Here is a 21,440-nt window from a genome sequence, read left to right on the forward strand (position 1 = left end):
GAAACTTTGACACGGTGTCTGGTTTGTTTTACCTTGGCGAAGGTGACCCACGAAGAGAAGAACGCCTGGATCCGGGGGCTCGCCGCGGTGGTGAGCTACGCGCTCTACCTCGTCCTGGTCCTCGGCCGGGCCGGCGGGCGGCCGCTGGCCGAAGTCCCGTACGCCGCGACGCTGCTCTGGACGATCGGCGCCTCCATCGCCGCGGCGATCGTGCTGAGCATCGTGGCCGCGGTGGTTTCGAAGGACGGCGAGAAGGACCAGCGCGACCGCGAGATCGGCCGGTTCGGCGACCACGTCGGGCAGGCGTTCGTCGCCATCGGCGCGGTGGCCGCGCTGCTGCTGGCGCTGGTCGAAGCACCGCACTTCTGGATCGCCAACACCGTCTACCTGGCGTTCACGCTCTCCGCGGTGCTCGGGTCGGCCGCCCGGATCTCCGCCTACCGCCGGGGTTTCCAGCCGTGGTGAAACCGACCCGCGTCACGAACTCGATCCGCGCCCTCCGGTTCGCCAACGGCCAGATGACCCAGGCCGACCTCGCCACCCGGATCGGCGTCACCCGCCAGACCGTCATCGCGATCGAGCAGGGCCGCTACTCCCCCTCGCTCGAGATGGCGTTCCAGCTCGCGCACGTGTTCGGCGTCCCGCTCGAAGAAGTGTTCCAGTACCCGGAGGAGTCCTCGTGAAAGCGATCGTCCAGTCCCGCTACGGAAGTCCCGGCCTGCTCGAATTCCGGGACGTCGACAGACCTTCGCCCGGCGCCGGCGAGGTCGTCGTGCGCGTGCACGCGGCCGGCGTCGACCCGGGCGTGTGGCACCTGACCACCGGGCAGCCCTACCTGTTGCGGCTCCTGGGTTTCGGCCTGCGGCGGCCGAAACAGCCGGTGCGCGGCCTGGACTTCGCCGGCACGGTCGAAGAGACCGGCGACGGCGTGACGCGGTTCCGGCCGGGCGACGAGGTGTTCGGCGGCTGCGCGGGCTCGTTCGCCGAACTCGCCGTCGCCGACCAGGACCTCGTCGCGGCGAAACCCGCGCGCCTGTCGTTCGAACAGGCAGCATCAGTCCTGGTCTCCGGCGGCACCGCCCTGCAGGCCCTGCGCGACGCGGGCCGGGTCCAGCCGGGGCAGCGCGTCCTCGTCATCGGCGCGGCGGGCGGGGTGGGCTCCTTCGCCGTCCAGCTCGCCAAGGCCTTCGGCGCGCACGTGACCGGCCTCTGCAGCACCGCCAAGACGGACCTGGTCCGCGCGCTCGGCGCCGACCACGTCCTCGACTACACGCGCGAGGACTTCACGGCGGACCGGTACGACCTGATCATCGACACCGCGGGCCTGCGCTCGCTGACCCGCCTGCGCCGGGCGCTGACCCCGCGCGGAACGCTGGTGATCGTCGGCGGCGAAGGCGGCCGGTGGCTCGGCGGCATCCAGCGGGTGCTCTTCGCGGCACTGCTGAACCCGCTCGTGCGGCACCGGCTGCGGGGGCTCGTCGCCCGCGAGCGCGGCGCGGATCTCGAAACCCTGCGGGAGCTGATCGAAGCCGGGAAGCTCACGCCGGTGCTCGACCGGACCTACCCGCTCGCCGACGCCGCGGCCGCGATCGGGCACCTCCACGCGGGCCGCGCGGCGGGCAAGGTCGTCCTGCTCCCCTGAAGCGGCCCGTCACCGGAAGGCACCGGCGTGCGCGGCCGCCTCGCGCGCCCGCGCCGGCCTGCCGGGGGAGCTTTCGCGCCGACGGTGCCGGTGGCGCCGGTGACCAGGAACATCTCCGCCCCCCAGGATCGTCCTGGCCCACCGCAGCGCCACCGGCCGCCGCGTCAGCCCTGCTGCAGGTCCTCGAACTCGACGACCTGCCGGACCTCGACCTCGATCTCCATGTCGAACAGCTCGACGTAGCGCCGGGCGAACTCGACGGCTTCCGCGCGGTCCGCGGCGTTGATCAGCGCGAACCCGCCGATGACCTCCTTGGCCTCGGCGAAGGGGCCGTCGGTGACGCGGATCGCGGCCCCGCGCGGCTTGCGGACCAGCGCGCCCTTGTCGGACTTGTGCACGCCCTCCGCCGTGATCAGGATGCCCTTCTCCGCCGACTCCTGGATGAACCCGCCCATCTTCTCCACGAACTCCGGGCTGGGGTTCCACGCCTGCGGGTCGCTCTCGTCGATCCGGTGCATCATGAGGAAACGCATGGTCTTGCTCCCTGGTCTTCCTGGCCGTGGTCCGGAGCCTTCCGGACGCGATGACCGGCCTTCACCCCCGCGTCGATCGGCCGCACGCGGCGTTCGACATTTCTCCCGGACATCTTCCCGGGCAGAGTACTGTGACGCGCGTCACCATCGGCTGGAGGTGCCCGATGCCCGTCGTGCTCGCGATCGGAACGCGCAAAGGCCTGTGGCTGGCGACCAGCCACGACGACCGGAAGACCTGGGAGGTGACCGGCCCGCACCACCCGATGACCGACGTCTACGCCGTCGGCATCGACACCCGCCGCGCCACTCCGCGCCTGCTCGCCGGGGTGACCAGCGAGCACTTCGGGCCGAGCGTCGCCACCAGCGACGACCTCGGCGCGACCTGGGACGAACCCGGCCACGCGCCGATCGCGTTCCCGCCGGACACCGGCGAATCCCTCGCCAGGGCGTGGCAGCTCGTGCCCGGCCCGGCGAGCGAACCGGACGTCGTCTACGCCGGCACCGAGCCGTCCGCGCTGTTCCGCTCCACCGACGGCGGCCGCACGTACGAGCTGGTCCGCGGCCTGTGGGAGCACCCGCACCGGGAGCACTGGACGCCCGGGGGCGGCGGCAAGGCGATCCACACCGTGCTCCCGCACGCGACCGAACCCGGCCACGTCACCGTCGCGATGTCCACCGGCGGCGTCTACCGCACCGAGGACGGCGGCGAGTCGTGGCGGGCGAGCAACACCGGCATCAAGGCCGTCCACGTCCCCGACCCGTACCCCGAATACGGCCACTGCGTGCACAAGGTCGCCACGCACCCGGCCGCGCCGGACCGCTTCTACGCGCAGGTGCACCACGGCGTCTACCGCAGCGACGACGGCGGCGCGAGCTGGCAGTCCATCGCCGACGGGCTGCCCAGCGACTTCGGCTTCCCCGTCGTCGTCCACCCGCACCGGCCCGAGGTGATCTACACGTTCCCGCTGGTCGCCGACGCCCTGCGGTTCCCCCCGGACGGCCGCTGCCGCGTGTACCGCAGCGAGGACGCCGGGAAGTCGTGGGAAGCGGTGGGCGCCGGTCTGCCGGACGGCTACTGGGCGGGCGTGCTGCGGGACGCGCTGTGCACCGACGACGCCGACCCGGCCGGGGTGTACTTCGGCTCGCGCTGCGGCGAGGTCTACGCCAGCCGCGACGACGGCGACAGCTGGCAGCTCGTCGCGGCGCACCTGCCCGACGTGCTGAGCGTCCGCGCGGCGACGGTGTGACCGTGCGGATCACCGTGCTGCTACCCGGAACGCTGCGCGAGAAGGCGGGCGGTGAGGCGAAGCTGGACGTCGAAGTCGGCGAGCCGGCCACCCTGGGCACCCTGCTCGACGCCCTCGCCGAGCGCTACCCGGCACTCGAACGGCGGCTGCGCGACGAGCAGGCGGGACTGCGCCGGTACGTCAACTTCTTCGTCGACGGCGAGGAGTGCCGCCACCGCGGCGGCCCCGACGTCGTGCTCCGCGACGCCGCCGAGGTGCAGATCATCCCGTCGGTCGCGGGAGGCTGAGCGCCTCGGCCCGGCGCCGGGTGCCCACCAGCGCCAGCGCGAGCAGCCCGGCACCGAGCCCGGCGACCAGCCACCACACGCCGTGCGCGCTGCCGGCGAGCGCGACACCCAGGGTGGTGCCGGTCTGCCGTCCGGTGGACGCCAGTGAGGCGGCCACCCCCGCCATCGACCCGGGCATCCCGGAGACGGCGGTGTTCGTGATCGGCGGGTTGACCGTGCCGAGGAAGACGCCGAACAGCAGGAAGACCGCGAGCACCAGGGGCAGCGGCGTCGCCGGGCCGAGCCACGCCGCCGCGGCGCCGCCGAGGGCGAGCGCGCTGCCGGCGACGACCAGCGGCAGCCGCGGCCCGGTGGTGCCGACCAGGCGCCCGGTGCGCGGCGACAGCACGAGGACCAGAACGCCGACCGGGAGCAGGCATAGCCCGGCCGCCAGCGGCGGCAGGCCGCGGACGTCCTGGAGGTACTGGGTGGCGGTGAACAGGAAGATCCCGAACCCGCACAGGGCCAGCACCGCCATCACGATCGCCGAGCTGAAGGCGACGTTGCGGAACAGGTGCAGCTCCAGCAGCGGGTCGGTGCGCCGCGGTTCGTGCGCGAGCAGGCCGGCCACGCCGAGCGCGGCGACCGCGAACAGGCCGAGGACCAGCGGCGACGTCCAGCCCAGCGGGCGCGACTCGATCAGCGCGTAGACGACGCTGCCGAGCACCACCAGCACGAGGAGCTGCCCGAGCGGGTCGAACCGGCGGGCGCGGGGCGCGCGGGACTCGGGCACGAAGAGCGCGGTGGCCACGAGTGCCGCGGCGACGATCGGGACGTTGACCCAGAAGACCGCGCGCCAGCCGAAGCCGTCGACGAGCGCGCCGCCGAGGATCGGCCCGAGCGCCAGCGCCAGCCCGGACATCGAGCCGAACACGCCGATCGCGCGGGCGCGTTCGGCCGGGGCCGGGAAGGTGGTGGCCACGATGGCCATCGCGACCGGGTTGAGCATGGTGCCGCCGATCGCCTGCAGCGCGCGGGCCGCGATCAGCCAGCCGATGCCCGGCGCGAGGCTGCACAGCAGCGAACCGAGCCCGAACGCGGCGAGGCCGCACTGGAAGACCCGCTTGCGGCCGAACCGGTCGGCAGCCGAGCCGGCGAGCACCAGGAACCCGGCCAGCACCAGCGTGTAGGCGTCGACCGTCCACTGCAGCCCGGAGACGGACGCGCCGAGGTCGCGGCGGATCGAAGGCAGGGCGACGGTGACGATGGATATGTCCATCACCACCACGACGATGCTGGCGCAGCAGACGGCCAGCACGAGCGCGGGGCGATGAGCGGTCGGAGCGTTCATGCGATCGACGCTAGGATTTAGAGCGTGCTCGAAGTCAAACCGCCGATCCCCGCCGAGGGGCTGACCATCGCGGACGCGGCCCGCCGCACCGGGGTCAGCGCGCACACGCTGCGCTACTACGAACGAGCGGGCCTGGTGGTCACGAAGGTCGACCGCACGAGCGGCGGCCGCCGCCGCTACCGGAAACTGGACCTGGACTGGATCAAGATCTGCACGAAGCTCCGGGCCACCGGCATGCCGATCAAGACGATCCGCCGCTACGCCGACCTGGTCTCGGCCGGCCGCGGCAACGAGCAGGAACGCCTGGCCCTGCTGGAGGAGCACCGCGCCGACGTGCTGGCGAAGCTGGCCGAGCTGCAGGAGAACCTGCAGCTGATCGACCGCAAGATCGGCGTGTACCGCGGCCGCCTGGAAGCGGGCGACGCCGACGGCCTCTGGGCACCCGGGCAGCCGTAAAACCGCCCGACGAGGACGGTTCACGGCAAGCGAACAGCTTCCGCACAAGGCGGGGCACCCTTCCGGCGGCAGGGTGCCCCGCCTACGAAGGCCACCCGCTGCCCCGGCCGCGTGACGAGGTCGTCGACCAGGGTCTCGGCGCAGCGGGCGCGGCGCTGACCGCCTGCGGGACTTCCTCCCCCGCAACGGGCCCGACGTGCTGGAGCCGACCTGGCCAAGGGCGGTTCGCCGACGCCGGCGGCCGCGTGCGCTACACCAGTGTCTTCCCCGCCTGCTACGACGGCCGGAGGCCGCACATCCACTTCGAGGCTTCCGTCTCGAACCTCCAGAAGGTGAGCCTGAGCAGCGACAACGTCTTCGGCGACGACGGCGGCGGCCCGGGCGGACCGCCGCCGTCGCGCTAGTTCCCGGGCTTGAGCTCGTCGAACAGCGCGCGCAGCTGCGGCGGGATTTCGCCGCCGAACACGCTTTCCATGACGACGGCTTCGTCGACGGGGTTCGCGCTCCGGGTGAACATGGCTTCCTCGTAGACCGCCAGCGCTTCTTCGACGGGGTGCGCGGCGAGGGCCTGGCCGAGCTCGGCGCCGTCGAGCATGGCCAGGTTGGCGCCTTCGCCGTTCGGCGCGGTGAGGTGGGCGGCGTCGCCGACCAGGGTGACGCCGGGTACGCGCTCCCACCGCAACCCGACCGGCAGGGTGTGGTGCGGCCGCAGGACCGGTCCGGAATCGGCGTCGGTGAGCAGCGCGGTGAGCTCGGGCGCCCAGCCGTCGAACTCCGCCGCGAGCCGGGCGGCGGCCGCGCCGGGATCGCCGAAGTCGACGGCGTCGAACCACGCCAGCGGCCGCTCGAACTCGACGTAGGCGTGCAGGGTGTCCCCGCTTTCCCGGTGCGCGTTGATCCCCTGCCCCGGTGTGGGGCCGGCGACGAACATCGACCCGCCCCCGACCGCCTTCGCCACGGCGGCGTGCCGGGTGTCGGCGTCGAAGAGGTAGGTCTCGACGAACGAAGTGCCGGCGTACTCGGGCGTGGCGGCGGTGAGCAGCGGCCGGACCCGCGACCAGGCCCCGTCCGCGCCGACGAGCAGGGTGGCCGTGACGCTGGTGCCGTCGGTGAAGACCACTTCGTTCCCGGCCCGTACCTCGGCTGCCTTCCGTCCCCAGTGGACGGTGCCGGCGGGCAGCGAGTCCAGCAGCAGCTGCCGCAGCTCGCCCCGCTGCACCTCGGGCCGGCCGCCGGTGCCGTCGTCGCCCTTTTCGAACAGGACGGCCCCGGTCGAGTCGAGGACGCGCATCGCCTGACGGCCTTCGAGGACGAGGCCGCGGAACCCGGTCGTCAGCCCGGCGGCCTCGACGGCGAGCCGGCCGTTGTAGTCGTGGATGTCGAGCATGCCGCCCTGCATCCGCGCCATGGGTGAAGCTTCGGCTTCGTAGACGGTGGCTTCGATGCCGTGGACGTGCAGCACGCGGGCGAGGGTGAGTCCCCCGAGCCCGGCGCCGATGATGGTGACTGGGGTGCGCACGGTGACTCCTTCGGTCTCTGGAATTACGTTCCAGAGACTGTCGGGAGCCGCTGGCAGCCGGCGCACACGGCCCTGGCAGGGGCCTGGCAGCACGCACCCGCACTGCCCTCGAGGGCATCCCCAAGCACGCCCGGTTGCTCCCTTTGGTCGGTCCTCGTGCCCCCTCCCCCGGCACCGCGACGGCGCGACGATGACGGCCGACGATCGGGAGAACACCATGGCGTTGACCGTGACCTTCGCAGGCAGGACCCCCGCGACGAGCGGGGGCACCGCGTACTACCACGTCTGGACCTACACCGTGCAGGCGTCGTCGCTCGGGGAGTTCGGGCTCACCCAGCGGATCGCGCTCGCCCTGCCCGCCGCCGTCGACGTCCAGGACCCGCGCCGGTACCCGGACATCGGCGCGCTCGGCGGGGCCTTCCTCGAGAAGGACGCCGCGGGCAGCCGCCAGTACGCGGGGAAGGTCGTCGGGTTGCCGGGGACCGCCCAGACGATCGCCTTCGTCGCGCCGGCCGCCCAGGCGGACCGGGAGCTGTTCCTCGTCGGGGCGAGCGGGGCCGGCAAGCCGTGGACCGTGCTGCCGTTCGCGGTGACCGCGGGCGGCCCGGTCGCGAACGCGCAGGCCCTGCCCGCGCCGGCCGTCGGCGCCCGGGTCACCACCGGGCGGCCGCTGGCCGAGTTCGCCGGCGCGCTGCCGTACGCGAGCGAGTCGTTCGGCCTGATCCAGCCGCTGCTCGGCTGGCGCTCGCAGCGGACGGTGGCCCGGTACGTCGAGGCGCTGCGGCGCGTCGACGACGCCGTGCTGGCCACCCTGTCCAAGGTCATCACACCACGGGCGAAGTTCGTGCCGCCCGTCATCCACCTCCAGGGCGCCGAAGCCGGCTCGACCGACACACTGGAGCTGAAGACCGGCGACGCACCCGCCACCGGCTCGTACAACCCGCTGATCGCCTCGGTGCTGGCGGACCTGATCCAGGCGCGCGTCAAGGACAAGGACCCGCGCGCCCCGGCGACCTGGCTGCCCCTGCTGTCCCGCGCGAGCCTGGACCCGATCCTCGCGAACGAGGTGGCGCCGGTGCTGTTCACCCGCGCCGCCGTCGTCGAGCCCACCGACCAGGCCAAGCGCCAGGCGCTGGTGGAGGCCATGGCGGCCAAGGAGTCCATGGTCGCCGGGCTGCTGAACTACCTCGCCGTGCAGAGCCTCGTCCCGACGCTCGCCGACCTGTTCTCCCCGCCCCGCGAAGGCGAGGTCGACACCCCGCAGTACCGCGGGCTGCAGCGGATGCTCGACCCGCTGGAGACCGCGAGCCGCGCGGAGGCACTCAACCGCGTCAGCCTCTCCCCGGTCGGGATCGTGCACCTGTTCCGCCAGTACTTCTTCGAGTTCGACACCTTCCTCGGCCCGCCGGTCCAGCACGTCTGGCTCAGCCCGGGCAGCTCGCTGGAGCTGATCGAGTCGCAGACCCGGCGCACGCTGGTGGAGCGCGTGGTGGAGGAGGGCCAGGAGCTCACGCAGAGCCGGACCAGCGAGAACAAGCTCGACGACGAGGTGTCGACCGCGGTCAAGGACGAGAACGAGCGCAACACCAAGCTCGGTTTTTCGGTGTCGGCCAACCAGCGGTGGGTCTGGGGCGACGCCAACGAGACCGCGACGATGGACCTGAGCGACACCCAGAAGCAGGCCCGCGAACAAACGCACAAGCAGATGCGCCAGCAGAGCGAACGGCTGAGCACCGAGATCAAGCGCAGCTTCAAGACCACGTTCCGCACGGTCACCGAGACCACCGACACCTCGAGCCGCCGCTACGTCCTGGCGAACGGCACCGACAAGCTGATCAACTACGAGCTGCGCCGCAAGATGCGCCGCGTCGGGGTGCAGGTGCAGGACCTCGGCACCCAGCTGTGCTGGCAGTCCTTCGTGGACGACCCGGGTGCGGCGCTCGGGCTGGCCAAGCTGGTCCACCTCGCCGCACCGCCGGACGCGGCCGCGGTGGCGCCGGCCAACGAGCTGCCGATGCCCGAGGACTACACCGAGGACGTCACGGTCCAGTTCGGCTACCCCTTCAACGGCTACATCCGGCCGGTGGGCGGGTCCGGGACGGGCTGGTGGATCGCCGACGTCGAGCTCACCCCCCGGGACGGCTTCGAGCCCGCGAAGGTCGGCGAGGTGCGCTGGACGGCGGGGGCCGCGGCGGTGAAGCTCAAGCTGGGCCGCAAGACCCAGGACGCGCCGGAAGGCACGCCCGACCCGCGGCAGCCCGCGCTGTCGGTCTTCCTCTACAACGCCCACGGCGAGCGGAACGAGCTCTTCGCGTTCACCGTGCCGGTCACCTACCGGGCCTCGGCCGAAAAGCGCAAGCAGGTCAGCGACCAGAACCAGCTGCTCGCCGCGAAGCGGGACCTCGAACTGGACCGGAAGCAGCGCGAGGCGTACCTGACGGCGGCGCGGGAGCGGGTGGCCGCGGCCAGCAAGATCCAGGTCCGCGACTACGACGTGCTCCGCGAGGAGGAGCGCGTGGTCGTGTACCGGCGGCTGCTCGAACAGCTGATGCGGATCGACGGCACCCGGCCGACCCAGCCGGAGCTGCTGCACAAGCTCGCCGAGCTGATCAACTCGATGTTCGATGTCGAGGCCATGCTGTACTTCGTGGCGCCCGAGTGGTGGCGGCCCCGCCGGCACGAGGCGCACCCGACGTTCGCCCCGGAGCTCGACCGGCTGGGCGACCCGCGGCTCGAAACGCCCGGCGGCACCCCGGTACGGGACCCGTCGCTCGAGACGGCCGTCGAGCACCTCGTCCGCGACAGCCCCACCGGTCTCGACGACCACACCGTCGGCTGGGCCAACGAGGGCGACATGAGCCGGCGCGACAACTACTTCATCACCGAGGACTCGGCGCCGGCCCGGCTCGGCAGCTCGCTGGGTGGCTGCTGCAGCTCGACGGCGACCACCAGCGCAACGCGTTCCTGAACGCGCCCTGGGTGAAGGCGGTCGTGCCGATCCGGCCGGGCAAGGAACTCGCCGCGCTGAACTGGCTGTCCGACCCGAGCATCGAGGGCGCCGACGGCCTGGACGACCGCTACCAGCCGGCCACCGGCGGCGAGAGCACCCGGATCCTCACCGGGCTGCGCGCCTACCCGTGGTCCGACCCGGCGCTGGTCACCCGCTACCGCGACCTGGCCCCCGCCGACCTGACCATCCGCGACGTCCTGCGGTACGTGGCCGTCACGGTGCTGGCCAAGCACGAAGCGGGCACCGAGGTGATCACCGAGCAGCTCGAACCCGGCGTCACGCTGAACTACCTGCGCCCGGACATGGTGTACGAGAAGGGCTTCGACCCGCTCGACAAGGGGTTCAAGGCCGAGAGCGAGAAGGGCTACGAGGTCTTCGACCAGTGGGTGGAGGTCCTGCCGACCGACCAGGTCGCGGTCGTCGAGGTCGAGTACGACCCGAAGACCGGGCAGCAGGTCCAGGCGTGCTCACCCTGAGGGACGTCACGGCGACGACGTGGACGACGCTGAGCAACCCGCCCGACGGCCTGGCGGTGCCGGTCGAGCCCAGCGCCCAGTGCTTGCGCGACGTGACCACGTGCAAGCTCCAGACCGCGAACCGGAAAGACGAGAAACCCTTTCTGGCCCGGAACCGGAACTGGGATCCCCTCCCGCTGCCGGACGTCACGAAGCCGATCTCCTGGCCGTTCCTGAAGCCGTCGCTCTTCAGGAGGTCGGCGTTCGCGAAGTGGGACGTCCTCGACCTCGAGTTCGTCCGGCAGCCGCCGGCCGGTTACACGGTGAAGATCTACAGCGTCACCTACGACGGCAACGAGCGGCCGCCGCGGTTCGTCGCGGTCGCCGTTCCGATGGACCTCGACGTTTCGAAACCGCCGCCGTTCCTGGTGCACTACAAGCACATTCCCGGCCAGGACGAGAAGGCGCACCTGTTCACCCACTTCCGGCCGCTCGGGTTCGACTGGCTGTACTACGACATCTGGAGCTGGTGGGTCTACAACGCACGGCCGGGATCCGACGGCAGCGTCAAGGTCGACATGCCGTTCCTCTCGCCGCAGCAGGGGTCCTTCGGTTTTCCCTACCAGCTGCGGCACGCGAACAAGCAGTACGTACTCGTGCTCCCGCAGATCACCCGCGAGTTCGACCCCGCCACCCGCCAGCTGCGCGACTACCAGCTGTACTCGGCGGCGACCCTGCGCACGATCCTGCTCGCGATCCAGGGCGACATCCTGCCGATCCACGGCGACACCCTGTCCCACGTCGCGATCTCCGCCAACAGCAGCGGGTGCAACGTGGTCGCGAAGTTCCTGACCGACAACGTGGCCGCGGCGAAGCGCGACCCGAAGGTCGAGACCTTCATGAACGACGAGTTCAACGAACTCTTCGTCTTGGATCCGCCCGAGGGGTTCGCCGACCCGATGATCGCGGCCGCGGGCGGGTGGTCGAAGCTGACGAGCGGGCGCAGCACCTTCAAGGGCAAGAGCGTGCGTTTCTACACGCATTCCTTCCCGACCACGACGACCGCGCTGACCGGCGGCAAGGCGAACCCGTTCAAACGGGGGAAGAACGGGCTGGCGGAGTCACCCGACAAGCGGGTCTCGGTGGCGTACCTGCCCTTCGACGAGCGCAACGGCGACGACGTGTGGCAGCAGTCGTACGACGAAAACCTGCCGGACGGCCGCTTGCGTGTGAACAATTTCAAGTTCGTCCACCACGCGATCCCCGCGCTCTGCCTGACCGACGCGGCCGCGCGCAGCCTCTACGTGTGAGATCGGCGTCGTCTACGGTAAGGGACCGGACAGGTGGGCACGGCGACGGCAAGGTGACGGGTGAGGGAACGCGAACTGCGCCGCCGCTGCCGGCGGTTGCTGAAGGAACTGGGCATCCGGCCGCCGCTCGATGTCGTCGAGCTGTGCCGGAGCGTCGGGGACCAGCGCGGGCGGCCGATCCGGCTGATCGCGCACCGGATCCCGGTGCCGGGCCCGTTCGGCGCGTGGATCGCCACCGAGCGCGCCGACTACATCGTCTACCAGCGGGACACGAGCAAGGCCCACCAGAGCCACATCATCCTGCACGAACTGGGCCACATGCTGGCCGGTCACCACGCCACCGCGGAGGACGACGGCCTGGTCGCGGGGCTGACTCCGCCCGGGCCGTACCCGGACCTGACGCCCGAGCCGGTCCGGCGCGCGCTGCTGCGGACGTCCTACGACACCGACCACGAGCGGGAAGCCGAGACGGTCGCGACGATCATCCTGGAGTGGGCGTCCGTGCTGGACCAGGTCGCGCCCGAGTCGTCGGACGAGCGCACGGCGCAGCGGATCGAGAACGCGCTGGACGAACGGCTGGGGTGGCTGTGAACAGCAAGATCGCGCTGCTCGTCGTCCAGGGCGTGCTCCTCTACCCCGCCCTGCTGTGGAAGGTCTACCAGCTCACCCGGGCCTCGCGGGACGTCGCGCGCTGGATGGTCACCGCGTGCCTGGCCTGCTTCGCGGCGTCCTTCCCGTTCGGCCTGCTGGCCGGCGACGTGAACCAACCGGACCCGGGCGCGATCGTGCCGCTGCTGTTCCAGCACGTCTTCCTCTGCGGGCTGGTCTATTCACTGGCGTGCTTCTTCTTGTTTTCGGCGCTGCCGGCCGACCGCGCCCGGCGCCGGGCCTGGGGGGAGGCGGTCCCGCTGGCCACGGCGATCCTGGTGATGGCGGTCGTCGCGGTGCTGATGCCCAGCGGCCCGCCGTCGACGTACCCGCGTGCCGGGGTCTCGGTCTTCTACCTGGCGGCCGACCTGTACCTGACGTACGGCATCGCGAGCGCGTGCTTCCTCGCCCGCCGCTACGCCCGCGGCGCGGCCCCCCGCCTGGCCCGCGGCCTGCTGGTGGCATCGGTGGGCTTCGCGTTCGGCGCGGTGGGCGGCGCGACACTGGTGGCGGTCGTGCTGGTCCACTGGGCGGGCGCGGCGATCCCGTGGCTGCTGGTGCAGGCGACGGTCTTCCTGGTCTTCCCGAGCGCGATCCTGCTGGTGATCGGCCTGTCGTACCCCGGCGTCACCACCCGCGTGGCCGCGACCCGCGTGTGGTGGCAGCACTTGCGCACGTACCACCGTCTCGGTCCACTGTGGACCCGGCTGCACGAGGCGTTCCCGGAGGACGCGCTGAGCCGGAAGCCGTTGAGCCCCCGGCGTGACGCGCTGAGCGTGCTGGGCGTGCACCGGCGGTACTACCGGCGGGTCATCGAGTGTCGCGATGGTCTGGTCCGGATCAGCCCTTACCTTGCCCACCGGCCGTCCGAGGGGCCATTGGCGTTGCGGCTCACGGAGGCCCTGGACGCCCACGCCCGCCGCGAGCCGGTCCCGGATTCGGGAATGCCGGTCGCCGTCCCCGAGGGCGGCGGCCTGGACGACGACGTCCGGGAACTGGTGGCGCTCTCGGAGTCCCTGCGGACGGTTGCCGCCTGACGGGCTAGGAAGCGTGCCACCACGGCACGTCGGTCTCGCCGAACAGCACGAAGAACAAGGACACGAGGACCCGCCCGTTCCACGCGCGGAAACCGTCCACGGTCGTCTCGACCTCTTCGGCGCTGAGCAGCCGAACACCGGCCTCACGGAGCAGGGCGAGGACGCGGTCCCCTTCCGGAGGCATGTCCGGTCCGGTACCGACGACCACATCGGAGCGGACCAGCTCGGCGCCCGCGGCGGTGCAGGCCAGCAGCGCGAACGGTCCCACCGCCGACAACCACAGCGACCACGCCGGTGAATCCCGGCTGACCTGCAGGACGTACGAGAAGCTGACGTCGTCCTCGCGGTCGGTCCAGTCCTCCACCAGCAGGAGCTGCCGCAGCCGATCCACCAGGGGTTCCCAGGGCCGCACTCGCAGTGCGTCGGAAAAGAATCCGTAGTCCGGCTTCCGCAGGTCTCCGTACGCTCGTCGCGCGTGTTCGAGGAACTCCTCCACGCGCCGCTACCGGATCAAGTCAGCGGTCGAGCCACGGAGCGAGCAGCTTCTCCAGGTCCGCGTCCGACAGCGCCCGCGGGCCGCCGTGGAACTCGTGCCAGCGCGCCGCGTCGCACGCCGCCGTGTACTCCACCTCGAACGCTCGCATCAGCACGTACATGAACGTCACCGAGCTGAACCGCTCACCCAGCAGCGTCCGGGCGCCGCGGGCCACGTTCGTGGCGCCGGTGAAGTCCGCGAGCCGAAGCTCCTCCGCAGCCGGGTCGAGCAGGCTGGGGGCATACATCACGACAAACTCTCCATCACTGAAAGGGAAACTCAGCCTTCGGCAGCAAGCTGCCCACAGGCGGCGGCGATCTCCTGGCCGCGGGTGTCCCGCACCGTGCACGCTACTCCGCCGGCGTTGACCAGCCGCACGAACTCCCGCTCCACCGGCTTCGGCGACGCGTCCCACTTCGAACCCGGGGTCGGGTTCAGCGGGATGACGTTGACGTGGACCAGCTGACCCAGGTGCTTGCGCAGCCGCTTCGCCAGCAGCTCCGCCCGCCACGGCTGATCGTTGATGTCCCGGATCAACGCGTACTCGATGGACACCCGGGGCCCGGAAGTGTCCGCGTAGTACCTTGGCGGCCGAGAGCACCTCGTCCACCGACCAGCGCTCGTTCACCGGCACCAGCGTGTCGCGCAGCTCGTCGTCCGGCGTGTGCAACGACACCGCCAGCCGCACTTGCATCTTCTCGTCGGCGAGACGACGGATGGCCGGCGCGAGACCCAGGGGTTCGCCCATGCCTGCCCTTTCACAAAGCGCCAGAACTAACGTCTATGCAGGTCAGAGCGCCGTGCATTCACTTATGTTCCTCGTCACTCTGGAGCCGCGCCAACCTTGTCCGACGTCGACCACTCGCGAAGTGACGGTCCCGGTCAGGTCACTCGAGCCGAAGCCGGGCGCCCGTCCGACGGCACGAAGCTGGAGCCATGCTCCCTTGCACGCCCGGGCGCGACGTCCGGTTGCCCGGGTGTCGGCTGTCTCCCGAATCCCACCGAACCGTGGCTTTCCGTTCTACATTCCGGGAATGGGACTGGAGCGACCACGGAAGATCGCGGACTCGCTGCCGCTGCCGCGGCGCGGGGCCCGGGCAGCGGGCGTGCCGGAGTACACCCGGCTGGTGCGCGAGCAGAGCGACCGCTCGGCGTTCTTCGTGGTGTTGTCGGCCGCGATGCTACTGGTGGCCGCGCCGGTGGGGCTCGCGAGCGCCGGGGCCGCCGCCGTGCTCCTCCTCGTCGGCGCGATCGGTGTCGTGAGCTGCGCGGGCACCTTGGTGGGGTGGCGGCGCCGCCACCGCGCGGTGCGCGTGACGGGCTGGTGCGAGGCGACCGCGACGATCGGCCACGTGGGGCCCGCACGGCCACCGCGGGGGCCCGTGGTGGCCGTGAAGTTCGCCGACGGCAGCCGGATCGACCTGCGGATGGCCGATGGCAGGTGGTCCGTCCGGGCGTTGTCCGAGCTGCCCGACCTGCCCGCGCTCGTCGGCGGCCACGGGTCGGCCATGGTCCTGCTGGTGCTGCCGCGGCCGCCGTGGTGGACGCGGACCCGCGTGCTCGCGGCGAAGGCCGAGACCCACCGCTGGACGCCGCCGGACGCGGTCGGGCCATGACCGCTTGCACGCGCGGGCGCCGCGTTCGGTTGCCCGCGTGTCGGATACCTCCCGAACCCCGCCGGCGCAAGGGTTTCCGCCCTACATTCGGCGGATGGATCCGGAACGGGACTACGCGGCCGTGCTGCGACGGCTCACGCGGCGCGGAGCGGCCTGGGTGGTCGCCGGTGCGGTGGGGGTGCTGGTGTTCGTGGTCTTCGTGATCGGCACCGCCTACTCGGTCCTCGACCCGGGTTACGGCCTCGACGACGGTGAGCTCGCCGCCGATTTCGGCGTGCTCGCCGGTTCCGGGGCGCTGGCCGGCTTCGCCGTCTTCCGGATCCGCACCGGCGACCGCCGGACCGGCGACGTGCTCACGCGGATGGGCACCGGCAGCTGGCTCCCGCCGGTGGTGCCGCTCGACGACGAGGAGCGCTTCGCGGCCGAAACCCGCCGGCTGCGCGGCCTGGGCGTGCGGACGGCAGGGATCGCGCTGCTCTGGGTCGGTGTGCTGGCCGCCGCGACCACCGGGCTCACGCTGGTGGACGACGCGGCCGAGCACCTCCTGGCGACGGGGGCCCGCACCGCGGGCGAGGTGGTGAGCGTCCACAACACGAGGCACGGCAGCGGCGCCCCGTCGATGCGGGTGCGCTACCCGGCCGGCGGCGTGTCCCGGACCGCGGAGATCGTCCGGGACACCGAACGCGCGTACGTGGTCGGCGACGCGGTGACGGTGGTGTACGACCGGGTCGACCCGGCGCACGTCCGGACGGTGGAGGAACCCAACGCCGACCAGGGCCTCCTGGGGATCCTCGTGGTGCCGATGCTGCTCGCCTGCGTTGCGATGCCCTGGTCGCTGGTGGCCGCCGCGGGCTGGTGGCGGCGGTACCGCGCCGTCCGGCACACCGGCTGGCGCGTCGCCGAGGTGCGTGTCGTGCCCGACTACCCGGTCCGCAAAGGACGGCACCTGCCGGACCTCCACGTCCGATACGGCGACGACTCCCGCATGGTGCTGCGGGCCGTCGCCTCGACGCACGGCGCCACCGGTTTCCAGGGCCGGCGCAATCGCGAGGCATGGGTCGGCGGCTGGGGCCGGGCCATGGTCGTGCTGTTCCCGGACGCGCCGCTGCGGAAGCAGGCGCTCGCCGTCCCGGCGCGCGCGTTATCCCCGCGGCGGCGGCTTCCGTCCGCATAATCCGGGCCGATGGGGGAAGACGCGGCTTGGCAGCCGGGCGAGGACGAAACCGCACCGGACGGGGCACCGCCGGATCCGGCCGCCCAGATCGCCAGGCTGCCGGTGCACGGCCGGCGCGCGCCGGCCATCGCGCTGCTCCTGCTGGTGGCCGCCGGAGCTTGTTCGCCGGCCTGGTCGTGTACGAGTTATCCCCGCCCGCGCGCTCCCGCGCGGCGGCAGCCGACCCGCCTTGAGACGCCTCGCCAGCAGATCGTCCCTGCGTACCGCAGCACGGGTAACCGCGCGGCCGACCGAGGCGATCTAGTGCTCATGTCGACTTCGAAGGCCACTTGATGACGAGCCGTGCCACCTGGCGCTCGCTCGCCATCACCTACGGCGTGGTCGCAGTCATGCCGCTGCATCTCGCGGTCACGATGCTCCTGCGCGACCACGTCGCAGGCGGCGGAACGAACCGCGGCAGCTAACACGTTCAGCTACCGGCTGATGTCCAACTGTCAAGGGTTCGAGCCGACGAGGTCGCGGGCGCACACCTCAGCAGCTCGATCAGCGATCAAGCCACGGAGCGAGCAGCTTCTCCAGGTCGGCATCCGACAGCGCCCGCGGCCCACCGTGGAACTCGTGCCAGCGGGAGGCGTCCCGCGCCGCGTTGTACTCCACCTCGAACGCGCGCATCAACACATACATGAACGTCACCGAGCTGAACCGCTCACCCAACAGGGTCCGCGCTTCACGAGCCACCTCGGTGGCTCCGCGGCCGACGACGTCCGCGAGCCGCAGCTCCTCCGCAGCCGGATCCAACAGGCTGGGGGCATACATCACGACAAACACTCCATCATCGACACCAACAGATCTCAGCCTTCAGCTGCCAGCTGACCACAGGCAGCCGCGATGTCCTGGCCGCGGGTGTCCCGCACCGTGCACGCTACTCCGCCGGCGTTGACCAGCCGCACGAACTCCCGCTCCACCGGCTTCGGCGACGCGTCCCACTTACTGCCCGGCGTCGGGTTCAGCGGAATCACGTTGACGTGCACCAGCTGACCCAGGTGCTTGCGCAGCCGCTTCGCGAGCAGCTCCGCCCGCCACGGCTGGTCGTTGATGTCCCGGATCAGCGCGTACTCGATCGAGACTCGACGCCCCGACGTGTCCGCGTAGTACCGGGCGGCGGAGAGCACCTCGTCGACCGACCAGCGCTCGTTCACCGGCACCAGCGTGTCACGCAGCTCATCATCCGGAGTGTGCAGCGACACCGCCAGCCGCACCTGCATCTTCTCGTCCGCCAGCTTCCGGATCGCCGGCGCCAGCCCCACCGTCGACACCGTCACCGACCGCTGACCGATCCCCAGCCCGCCCGGAGCCGGGTCCGTGATCCGCCGGACGGCCGCGACCACGCGCTTGTAGTTGGCCAGGGGCTCGCCCATGCCCATGAAGACGATGTTCGACAGCCGCCCCGGGCCACCGGGCATCGTGCCGTCGCGCATGACCGCCGCCGCGGAGCGGACCTGGTCCACGATCTCCGCCGTCGACAGGTTGCGGTCGAGGCCGCCCTGGCCGGTCGCGCAGAACGGGCACGCCATGCCGCAGCCCGCCTGGCTCGAGATGCACAGCGTCGCGCGGTCCGGGTAGCGCATCAGGACGCTCTCCAGGAGCGTGCCGTCGTGGGCTCGCCACAGCGTCTTGCGCGTCGCGCCCCTGTCGGCCTCCAGCGCACGAACCTCGGTCAGCAGCGTCGGCATCAGATCCGAGACCAGCCGGTCCCGCGAGGCCGCCGGGATGTCGGTCATCTCCGCCGGGTCGACGGTCAGGCGGGAGAAGTAGTGGTTCGACAGCTGCTTCGCCCGGAACGGCTTCTCCCCCAGCTCGGCGACGGCGGCCGCGCGTTCGGCGAGCGTGAGGTCGGCGAGGTGGCGCGGCGGGAGGCCGCGCTTGGGGGCGTCGAAAACGAGCGGGAGGGCAGTCATAACCGGTCAAGTGTCCCACGCCCCGAAACCCGCGCCCGGCCCGCCCCGGCCGGGTGTCCGCCGGGTCACACCCAGGTCGGGGGCTCGGTAGCCTCGCGGGGTGAATCCGGGGGAAAGCGACTACGCCGCCATCGCCGCGTCCATGGCCGAAGCCCTGCGCGCGGGCGCCGGCACCGCGTGGGCGCACGCCACGCTCCAGCTGCGGCACACCGGCGGGTCCGTCTCGTGCACGGCGTGGAGTGACACGCGGGACGGCCTTCGCGTCGACTACGGGCCGATCGCGGAGCGGCTGTTCGAGCGCCCGCCCGCGGTGCTGGAGGTCCGGCTCGACGTCTCGGGGGCGTACCGCTTCACCGCCCGGCCGGACCTCACCGCCGTCTCGCCCGGGCAACTCGTCTTCGATCCGGGCTTCCGCTACCCCGGGCACCCCTTGCCGGGGCGCCCGCGGCCCGCGGGCGCCGAACCGACCGGCGTGCCGACGGATCCCTTGGTGCGCGCCGAGATCCTCAGGCTCACCGGCGAGTACGCGGCGGCGTACACCCGCATCAAGGGCACGGCGCCCCGGTGGCCCGCGGGCAAGACCGAAGCGGAACTGGCCGACGCCGAGGCGCGCATGGGCGTCCGGCTGCCCGAGGACCTCCGCGCGCTGTACCTGGTGGCGGACGGCGATCCGTGGGAGACCGGCCTGCTCGGGCCCTACTCCCACGACCCGCTGGACCGCGTCGTCGACACCTACCTCGACGGCGCACCCGGTTCCTACGGCTGGGAAGACGCGCTGGACGACGACGGCGTCGTGTTCGAGACCGTGCCCTTCGGCGCGGTGAAACGCCTGTCGCGCAACGACTGGTGGATCACCTTCGGCGGGGACCGGGCGATGAACTACGTCGCGGTGGACGTCGACCCCGCCGCGCGGGGGCACGCCGGCCAGGTCCTCGAGTACGGCCGCGACATCTACGGCCCGCTGCGCTACGTCGCGACGTCGATCACCGCCATGCTGACCGAGGTCGTGACCGCCCTGCGGGCCGGGCGCTACGAAGACCCGGGCGAGCAGTACCTCTTCGCGGAGACGGATCTCCGCGACGCCGCCGAGCGGTCCTACAACGAGGTGATCTCGAAGGCGGCCGCACTGGACCTGCCGTCGGTGGTGGCCGGCCTGCCCGGCCGGGAGCTGGTGCAAGAGGTCTACCTGAACGACGCCGGCGACGTCGACCTGGCCGTGTTCGACCCGCTGCCGTCGCTGCGGCGGCTGAGCGTCAACCGCGCCGCCGCCGTCACCGCGTCGATCGGCGGGCTCGGCGCGCTGGAGTCGCTGCAGATCGAGGCCGGGAGCGTCGGCCTCGCCGGGCTCGCCGCGCACCCGGCGTTGTGGGACCTGCAGCTCGAAGGCGTCCGGGAGCCGCTCGACCTGGGGGTGCTGCGCACGCTGCCCCGGCTGACGAGGCTGGACCTCGCCGGATCGGCGGTGCCGGACCTCGGCCAGGTCGCCGGCCTCACCGCCCTGCGCGTGCTGCGGCTCGACGCCGGGCAGGTCCGCCGGCTGCTCGACCTCGGCCGCCCGCTGCCCCGCCTCGCGGCGCTGTTCGTCTCCGGGCGGACGACGCTGCCGGAAATGGCCGAGCTGCGGACCGCGTTCGGCGGTGACCAGGCGGGCCCGGTGACCGGGTTCTCGGCCGTGCTGCCCTGACGGGGTGCTTCACGGCACCCCGTGCGCCGCGACCAGCCTCGTCATGTGCGGGGACGGGCGCACGCCCAGCTCGCGATGCAGCAGCGCCCGGTAGTGCTGGTAGTGCCGCAGTGCCGAGCCGCCGTTGCCCTGGGCCAGGTGGGCCGCGATCACCGTGCGGTGAGCGCTTTCCCGGACCGGGTCGATGCCGATCGCCGTGAACGCCGCCTCCAGCGCGGCCAGGTGCGCGCCGGCCGTGATCAGGCGCTGGGCGATCGCCTCCAGTGCGTGCAGGCGGACCTGCTCCCAGCGCTGCCGTTCCGCGGTGAGCCACTCCTCGGTCCAGTCGGGCAGCAGGTCGCGGGACAGGGCGCCGACGAGCCCCTCGGGCGCCGGGCGGGCCGAAGCCGCGACGACGTGGTGGGCCGCTTCGAGGGCGCCGCGGAAGTCGACCGGGAGGGCCGGGGACAGCCGCAGGTGGTCGACCGGGGTCTCGACGACCGGGGTGGCCGTGGAGCGCCGGACGTGCCACAGCGCCTGACGCAGGTTCGCCGCCGCGCGCTGGCGGCGGCTCTCCGGCCACAGCTGCTCGGCCGCCGCGTTGCGGTTCACCGCGGCGCCGTCGCGCACCGCCAGGAACGCCAGCAGGCGCTGCGCCGCCCGGGGCAGCGCGACCCGCTCGCCGCCGTCCAGCAGCTCGAACCGGCCCAGCAGCACCAAGTCCACGCGGGATCTGTCGCCCTCGTCCATCGCGTCCCCTCGTCTCCGTCGACGCCGTTCGCCGGTCTCCGAGCATGGCACCGGCGGTGTCTCCCGGGCGTCTCCCCGCTTCCTCACGCCGCGTCGGGACCACGGCTCCCGCGCGATCGCCACTCAGCCGTGCGCGGGCTTGACCGGTCACCCGGACGGGAGCTGCCGCGACGGCGCGTCGCCGGACACCCCGGCCGCCGGGCGCCCGGATCGCCAATGGCCCAACGGGACTGGTCCGCTCTGGTCTAGCCCATCGTGTGACGCCCGACG

The 21,440-nt window shown here is 72.2% G+C and carries 24 protein-coding genes and 1 pseudogene; 16 read left to right on the forward strand and 9 right to left on the reverse strand.

The genetic code is table 11. The features are described 5' to 3' along the window. Positions 1 to 42 precede the first annotated feature (42 nt). Genes MUY14_RS26450 through MUY14_RS26460 form a run of 3 tightly spaced genes read left to right on the forward strand, consistent with a single transcriptional unit; the run spans position 43 to position 1,642 of the window. Positions 43 to 465: a hypothetical protein gene (locus MUY14_RS26450; RefSeq protein WP_247012905.1), complete on the forward strand. Its 423-nt coding sequence runs from the start codon at positions 43 to 45 to the stop codon at positions 463 to 465. Next, positions 459 to 683, forward strand: a complete 225-nt coding sequence (locus MUY14_RS26455) for a helix-turn-helix transcriptional regulator (RefSeq protein WP_247012907.1) — start codon at positions 459 to 461, stop codon at positions 681 to 683. The genes MUY14_RS26450 and MUY14_RS26455 overlap by 7 nt, the downstream gene beginning before the upstream one ends. Then, a complete protein-coding gene (locus MUY14_RS26460; RefSeq protein ID WP_247012909.1) occupies positions 680 to 1,642 on the forward strand; it encodes an NAD(P)-dependent alcohol dehydrogenase in 963 nt (320 codons plus the stop codon). The genes MUY14_RS26455 and MUY14_RS26460 overlap by 4 nt, the downstream gene beginning before the upstream one ends. A gap of 164 nt (positions 1,643 to 1,806) precedes the next feature. Here the strand turns inward: MUY14_RS26460 and MUY14_RS26465 are convergent, their stop codons facing one another. Then, positions 1,807 to 2,175 (reverse strand): YciI family protein, encoded by a 369-nt coding sequence (locus MUY14_RS26465; RefSeq protein ID WP_247012911.1) that lies wholly within the window; start codon positions 2,173 to 2,175, stop codon positions 1,807 to 1,809. A gap of 164 nt (positions 2,176 to 2,339) precedes the next feature. Between MUY14_RS26465 and MUY14_RS26470 the strand changes: the two genes are divergently transcribed. Then, positions 2,340 to 3,422 carry an exo-alpha-sialidase gene (locus tag MUY14_RS26470; RefSeq protein ID WP_247012913.1) on the forward strand — a complete coding sequence of 361 codons (1,083 nt, stop codon included), beginning with the start codon at positions 2,340 to 2,342 and terminating at the stop codon, positions 3,420 to 3,422. Between the two features lie 2 nt (positions 3,423 to 3,424). Beyond that, positions 3,425 to 3,709: a ubiquitin-like small modifier protein 1 gene (locus tag MUY14_RS26475; protein ID WP_247012915.1), complete on the forward strand. Its 285-nt coding sequence runs from the start codon at positions 3,425 to 3,427 to the stop codon at positions 3,707 to 3,709. Here MUY14_RS26475 and MUY14_RS26480 read toward each other — a convergent pair. Beyond that, positions 3,684 to 5,039: an MFS transporter gene (locus MUY14_RS26480; protein WP_247012917.1), complete on the reverse strand. Its 1,356-nt coding sequence runs from the start codon at positions 5,037 to 5,039 to the stop codon at positions 3,684 to 3,686. The genes MUY14_RS26475 and MUY14_RS26480 overlap by 26 nt on opposite strands. A gap of 24 nt (positions 5,040 to 5,063) precedes the next feature. Between MUY14_RS26480 and MUY14_RS26485 the strand changes: the two genes are divergently transcribed. Then, the gene (locus MUY14_RS26485; RefSeq protein ID WP_247012919.1) at positions 5,064 to 5,495 is read left to right on the forward strand and encodes a MerR family transcriptional regulator; all 432 of its coding nucleotides are present in this window, start codon (positions 5,064 to 5,066) and stop codon (positions 5,493 to 5,495) included. Between the two features lie 245 nt (positions 5,496 to 5,740). Further along, positions 5,741 to 5,899 (forward strand): hypothetical protein, encoded by a 159-nt coding sequence (locus MUY14_RS26490; protein WP_247012921.1) that lies wholly within the window; start codon positions 5,741 to 5,743, stop codon positions 5,897 to 5,899. Here MUY14_RS26490 and MUY14_RS26495 read toward each other — a convergent pair. Next, on the reverse strand, positions 5,896 to 7,014 hold the full coding sequence (locus MUY14_RS26495) for an NAD(P)/FAD-dependent oxidoreductase (protein ID WP_247012923.1): 1,119 nt from the start codon (positions 7,012 to 7,014) through the stop codon (positions 5,896 to 5,898). The genes MUY14_RS26490 and MUY14_RS26495 overlap by 4 nt on opposite strands. 217 nt (positions 7,015 to 7,231) lie before the next feature. On the opposite strand from MUY14_RS26495, the gene MUY14_RS26500 reads away from it, so the two are divergent. From MUY14_RS26500 to MUY14_RS26520, 5 genes are read left to right on the forward strand one after another with little or no spacing between them, the layout of a single operon-like run. Then, positions 7,232 to 9,982: a hypothetical protein gene (locus MUY14_RS26500; RefSeq protein ID WP_247012925.1), complete on the forward strand. Its 2,751-nt coding sequence runs from the start codon at positions 7,232 to 7,234 to the stop codon at positions 9,980 to 9,982. Positions 9,983 to 10,005: 23 nt separating this feature from the next. Beyond that, complete coding sequence (locus MUY14_RS26505) at positions 10,006 to 10,500, forward strand: hypothetical protein (protein WP_247012927.1); 495 nt, start codon at positions 10,006 to 10,008, stop codon at positions 10,498 to 10,500. Then, positions 10,488 to 11,789, forward strand: coding sequence for a hypothetical protein (locus MUY14_RS26510; RefSeq protein ID WP_247012929.1), 1,302 nt, complete (start codon positions 10,488 to 10,490; stop codon positions 11,787 to 11,789). The genes MUY14_RS26505 and MUY14_RS26510 overlap by 13 nt, the downstream gene beginning before the upstream one ends. A gap of 60 nt (positions 11,790 to 11,849) precedes the next feature. Then, on the forward strand, positions 11,850 to 12,380 hold the full coding sequence (locus tag MUY14_RS26515) for a hypothetical protein (protein ID WP_247012931.1): 531 nt from the start codon (positions 11,850 to 11,852) through the stop codon (positions 12,378 to 12,380). Beyond that, entirely contained in the window at positions 12,377 to 13,474 is a 1,098-nt protein-coding gene (locus tag MUY14_RS26520) for an MAB_1171c family putative transporter (protein WP_247012934.1), read from the forward strand. Before MUY14_RS26515 ends, MUY14_RS26520 begins: the two co-directional genes overlap by 4 nt. A 4-nt stretch (positions 13,475 to 13,478) precedes the next feature. Here the strand turns inward: MUY14_RS26520 and MUY14_RS26525 are convergent, their stop codons facing one another. The 3 genes and pseudogenes from MUY14_RS26525 to MUY14_RS26535 all read right to left on the reverse strand — a co-directional run. Continuing rightward, a complete protein-coding gene (locus MUY14_RS26525; RefSeq protein WP_247012935.1) occupies positions 13,479 to 13,865 on the reverse strand; it encodes a hypothetical protein in 387 nt (128 codons plus the stop codon). A 124-nt stretch (positions 13,866 to 13,989) separates the two neighbouring features. Further along, complete coding sequence (locus tag MUY14_RS26530) at positions 13,990 to 14,256, reverse strand: hypothetical protein (protein ID WP_247025244.1); 267 nt, start codon at positions 14,254 to 14,256, stop codon at positions 13,990 to 13,992. Positions 14,257 to 14,288: 32 nt separating this feature from the next. Beyond that, positions 14,289 to 14,745: pseudogene (locus MUY14_RS26535) on the reverse strand (23S rRNA (adenine(2503)-C(2))-methyltransferase RlmN); the annotation flags it as partial. Between the two features lie 298 nt (positions 14,746 to 15,043). Between MUY14_RS26535 and MUY14_RS26540 the strand changes: the two are divergent. The 3 genes from MUY14_RS26540 (at position 15,044) to MUY14_RS46990 (ending at position 17,263) form a co-directional block, all read left to right on the forward strand. After that, positions 15,044 to 15,625, forward strand: a complete 582-nt coding sequence (locus MUY14_RS26540; protein WP_247012938.1) for a hypothetical protein — start codon at positions 15,044 to 15,046, stop codon at positions 15,623 to 15,625. Positions 15,626 to 15,719: 94 nt separating this feature from the next. Further along, complete coding sequence (locus MUY14_RS26545; protein WP_247012940.1) at positions 15,720 to 16,799, forward strand: DUF3592 domain-containing protein; 1,080 nt, start codon at positions 15,720 to 15,722, stop codon at positions 16,797 to 16,799. A 332-nt stretch (positions 16,800 to 17,131) separates the two neighbouring features. After that, positions 17,132 to 17,263, forward strand: a complete 132-nt coding sequence (locus tag MUY14_RS46990; RefSeq protein ID WP_281506184.1) for a hypothetical protein — start codon at positions 17,132 to 17,134, stop codon at positions 17,261 to 17,263. Positions 17,264 to 17,342: 79 nt separating this feature from the next. On the opposite strand, the gene MUY14_RS26550 is transcribed toward MUY14_RS46990, so the two are convergent. Both MUY14_RS26550 and rlmN read right to left on the reverse strand, forming a co-directional pair. After that, complete coding sequence (locus tag MUY14_RS26550) at positions 17,343 to 17,615, reverse strand: hypothetical protein (RefSeq protein ID WP_247025245.1); 273 nt, start codon at positions 17,613 to 17,615, stop codon at positions 17,343 to 17,345. Between the two features lie 35 nt (positions 17,616 to 17,650). After that, positions 17,651 to 18,757: a 23S rRNA (adenine(2503)-C(2))-methyltransferase RlmN gene (gene rlmN / locus MUY14_RS26555; RefSeq protein ID WP_247012942.1), complete on the reverse strand. Its 1,107-nt coding sequence runs from the start codon at positions 18,755 to 18,757 to the stop codon at positions 17,651 to 17,653. Positions 18,758 to 18,857: 100 nt separating this feature from the next. On the opposite strand from rlmN, the gene MUY14_RS26560 reads away from it, so the two are divergent. Then, positions 18,858 to 20,441, forward strand: coding sequence for an SMI1/KNR4 family protein (locus MUY14_RS26560; RefSeq protein WP_247012944.1), 1,584 nt, complete (start codon positions 18,858 to 18,860; stop codon positions 20,439 to 20,441). A gap of 9 nt (positions 20,442 to 20,450) precedes the next feature. Here the strand turns inward: MUY14_RS26560 and MUY14_RS26565 are convergent, their stop codons facing one another. Beyond that, positions 20,451 to 21,170, reverse strand: a complete 720-nt coding sequence (locus MUY14_RS26565) for a BTAD domain-containing putative transcriptional regulator (protein WP_247012946.1) — start codon at positions 21,168 to 21,170, stop codon at positions 20,451 to 20,453. Positions 21,171 to 21,440: the final 270 nt, after the last annotated feature.

Origin of the sequence: Amycolatopsis sp. FBCC-B4732, assembly GCF_023008405.1 — a bacterium.
Classification (GTDB): Bacteria; Actinomycetota; Actinomycetes; order Mycobacteriales; family Pseudonocardiaceae; genus Amycolatopsis; species Amycolatopsis pretoriensis_A.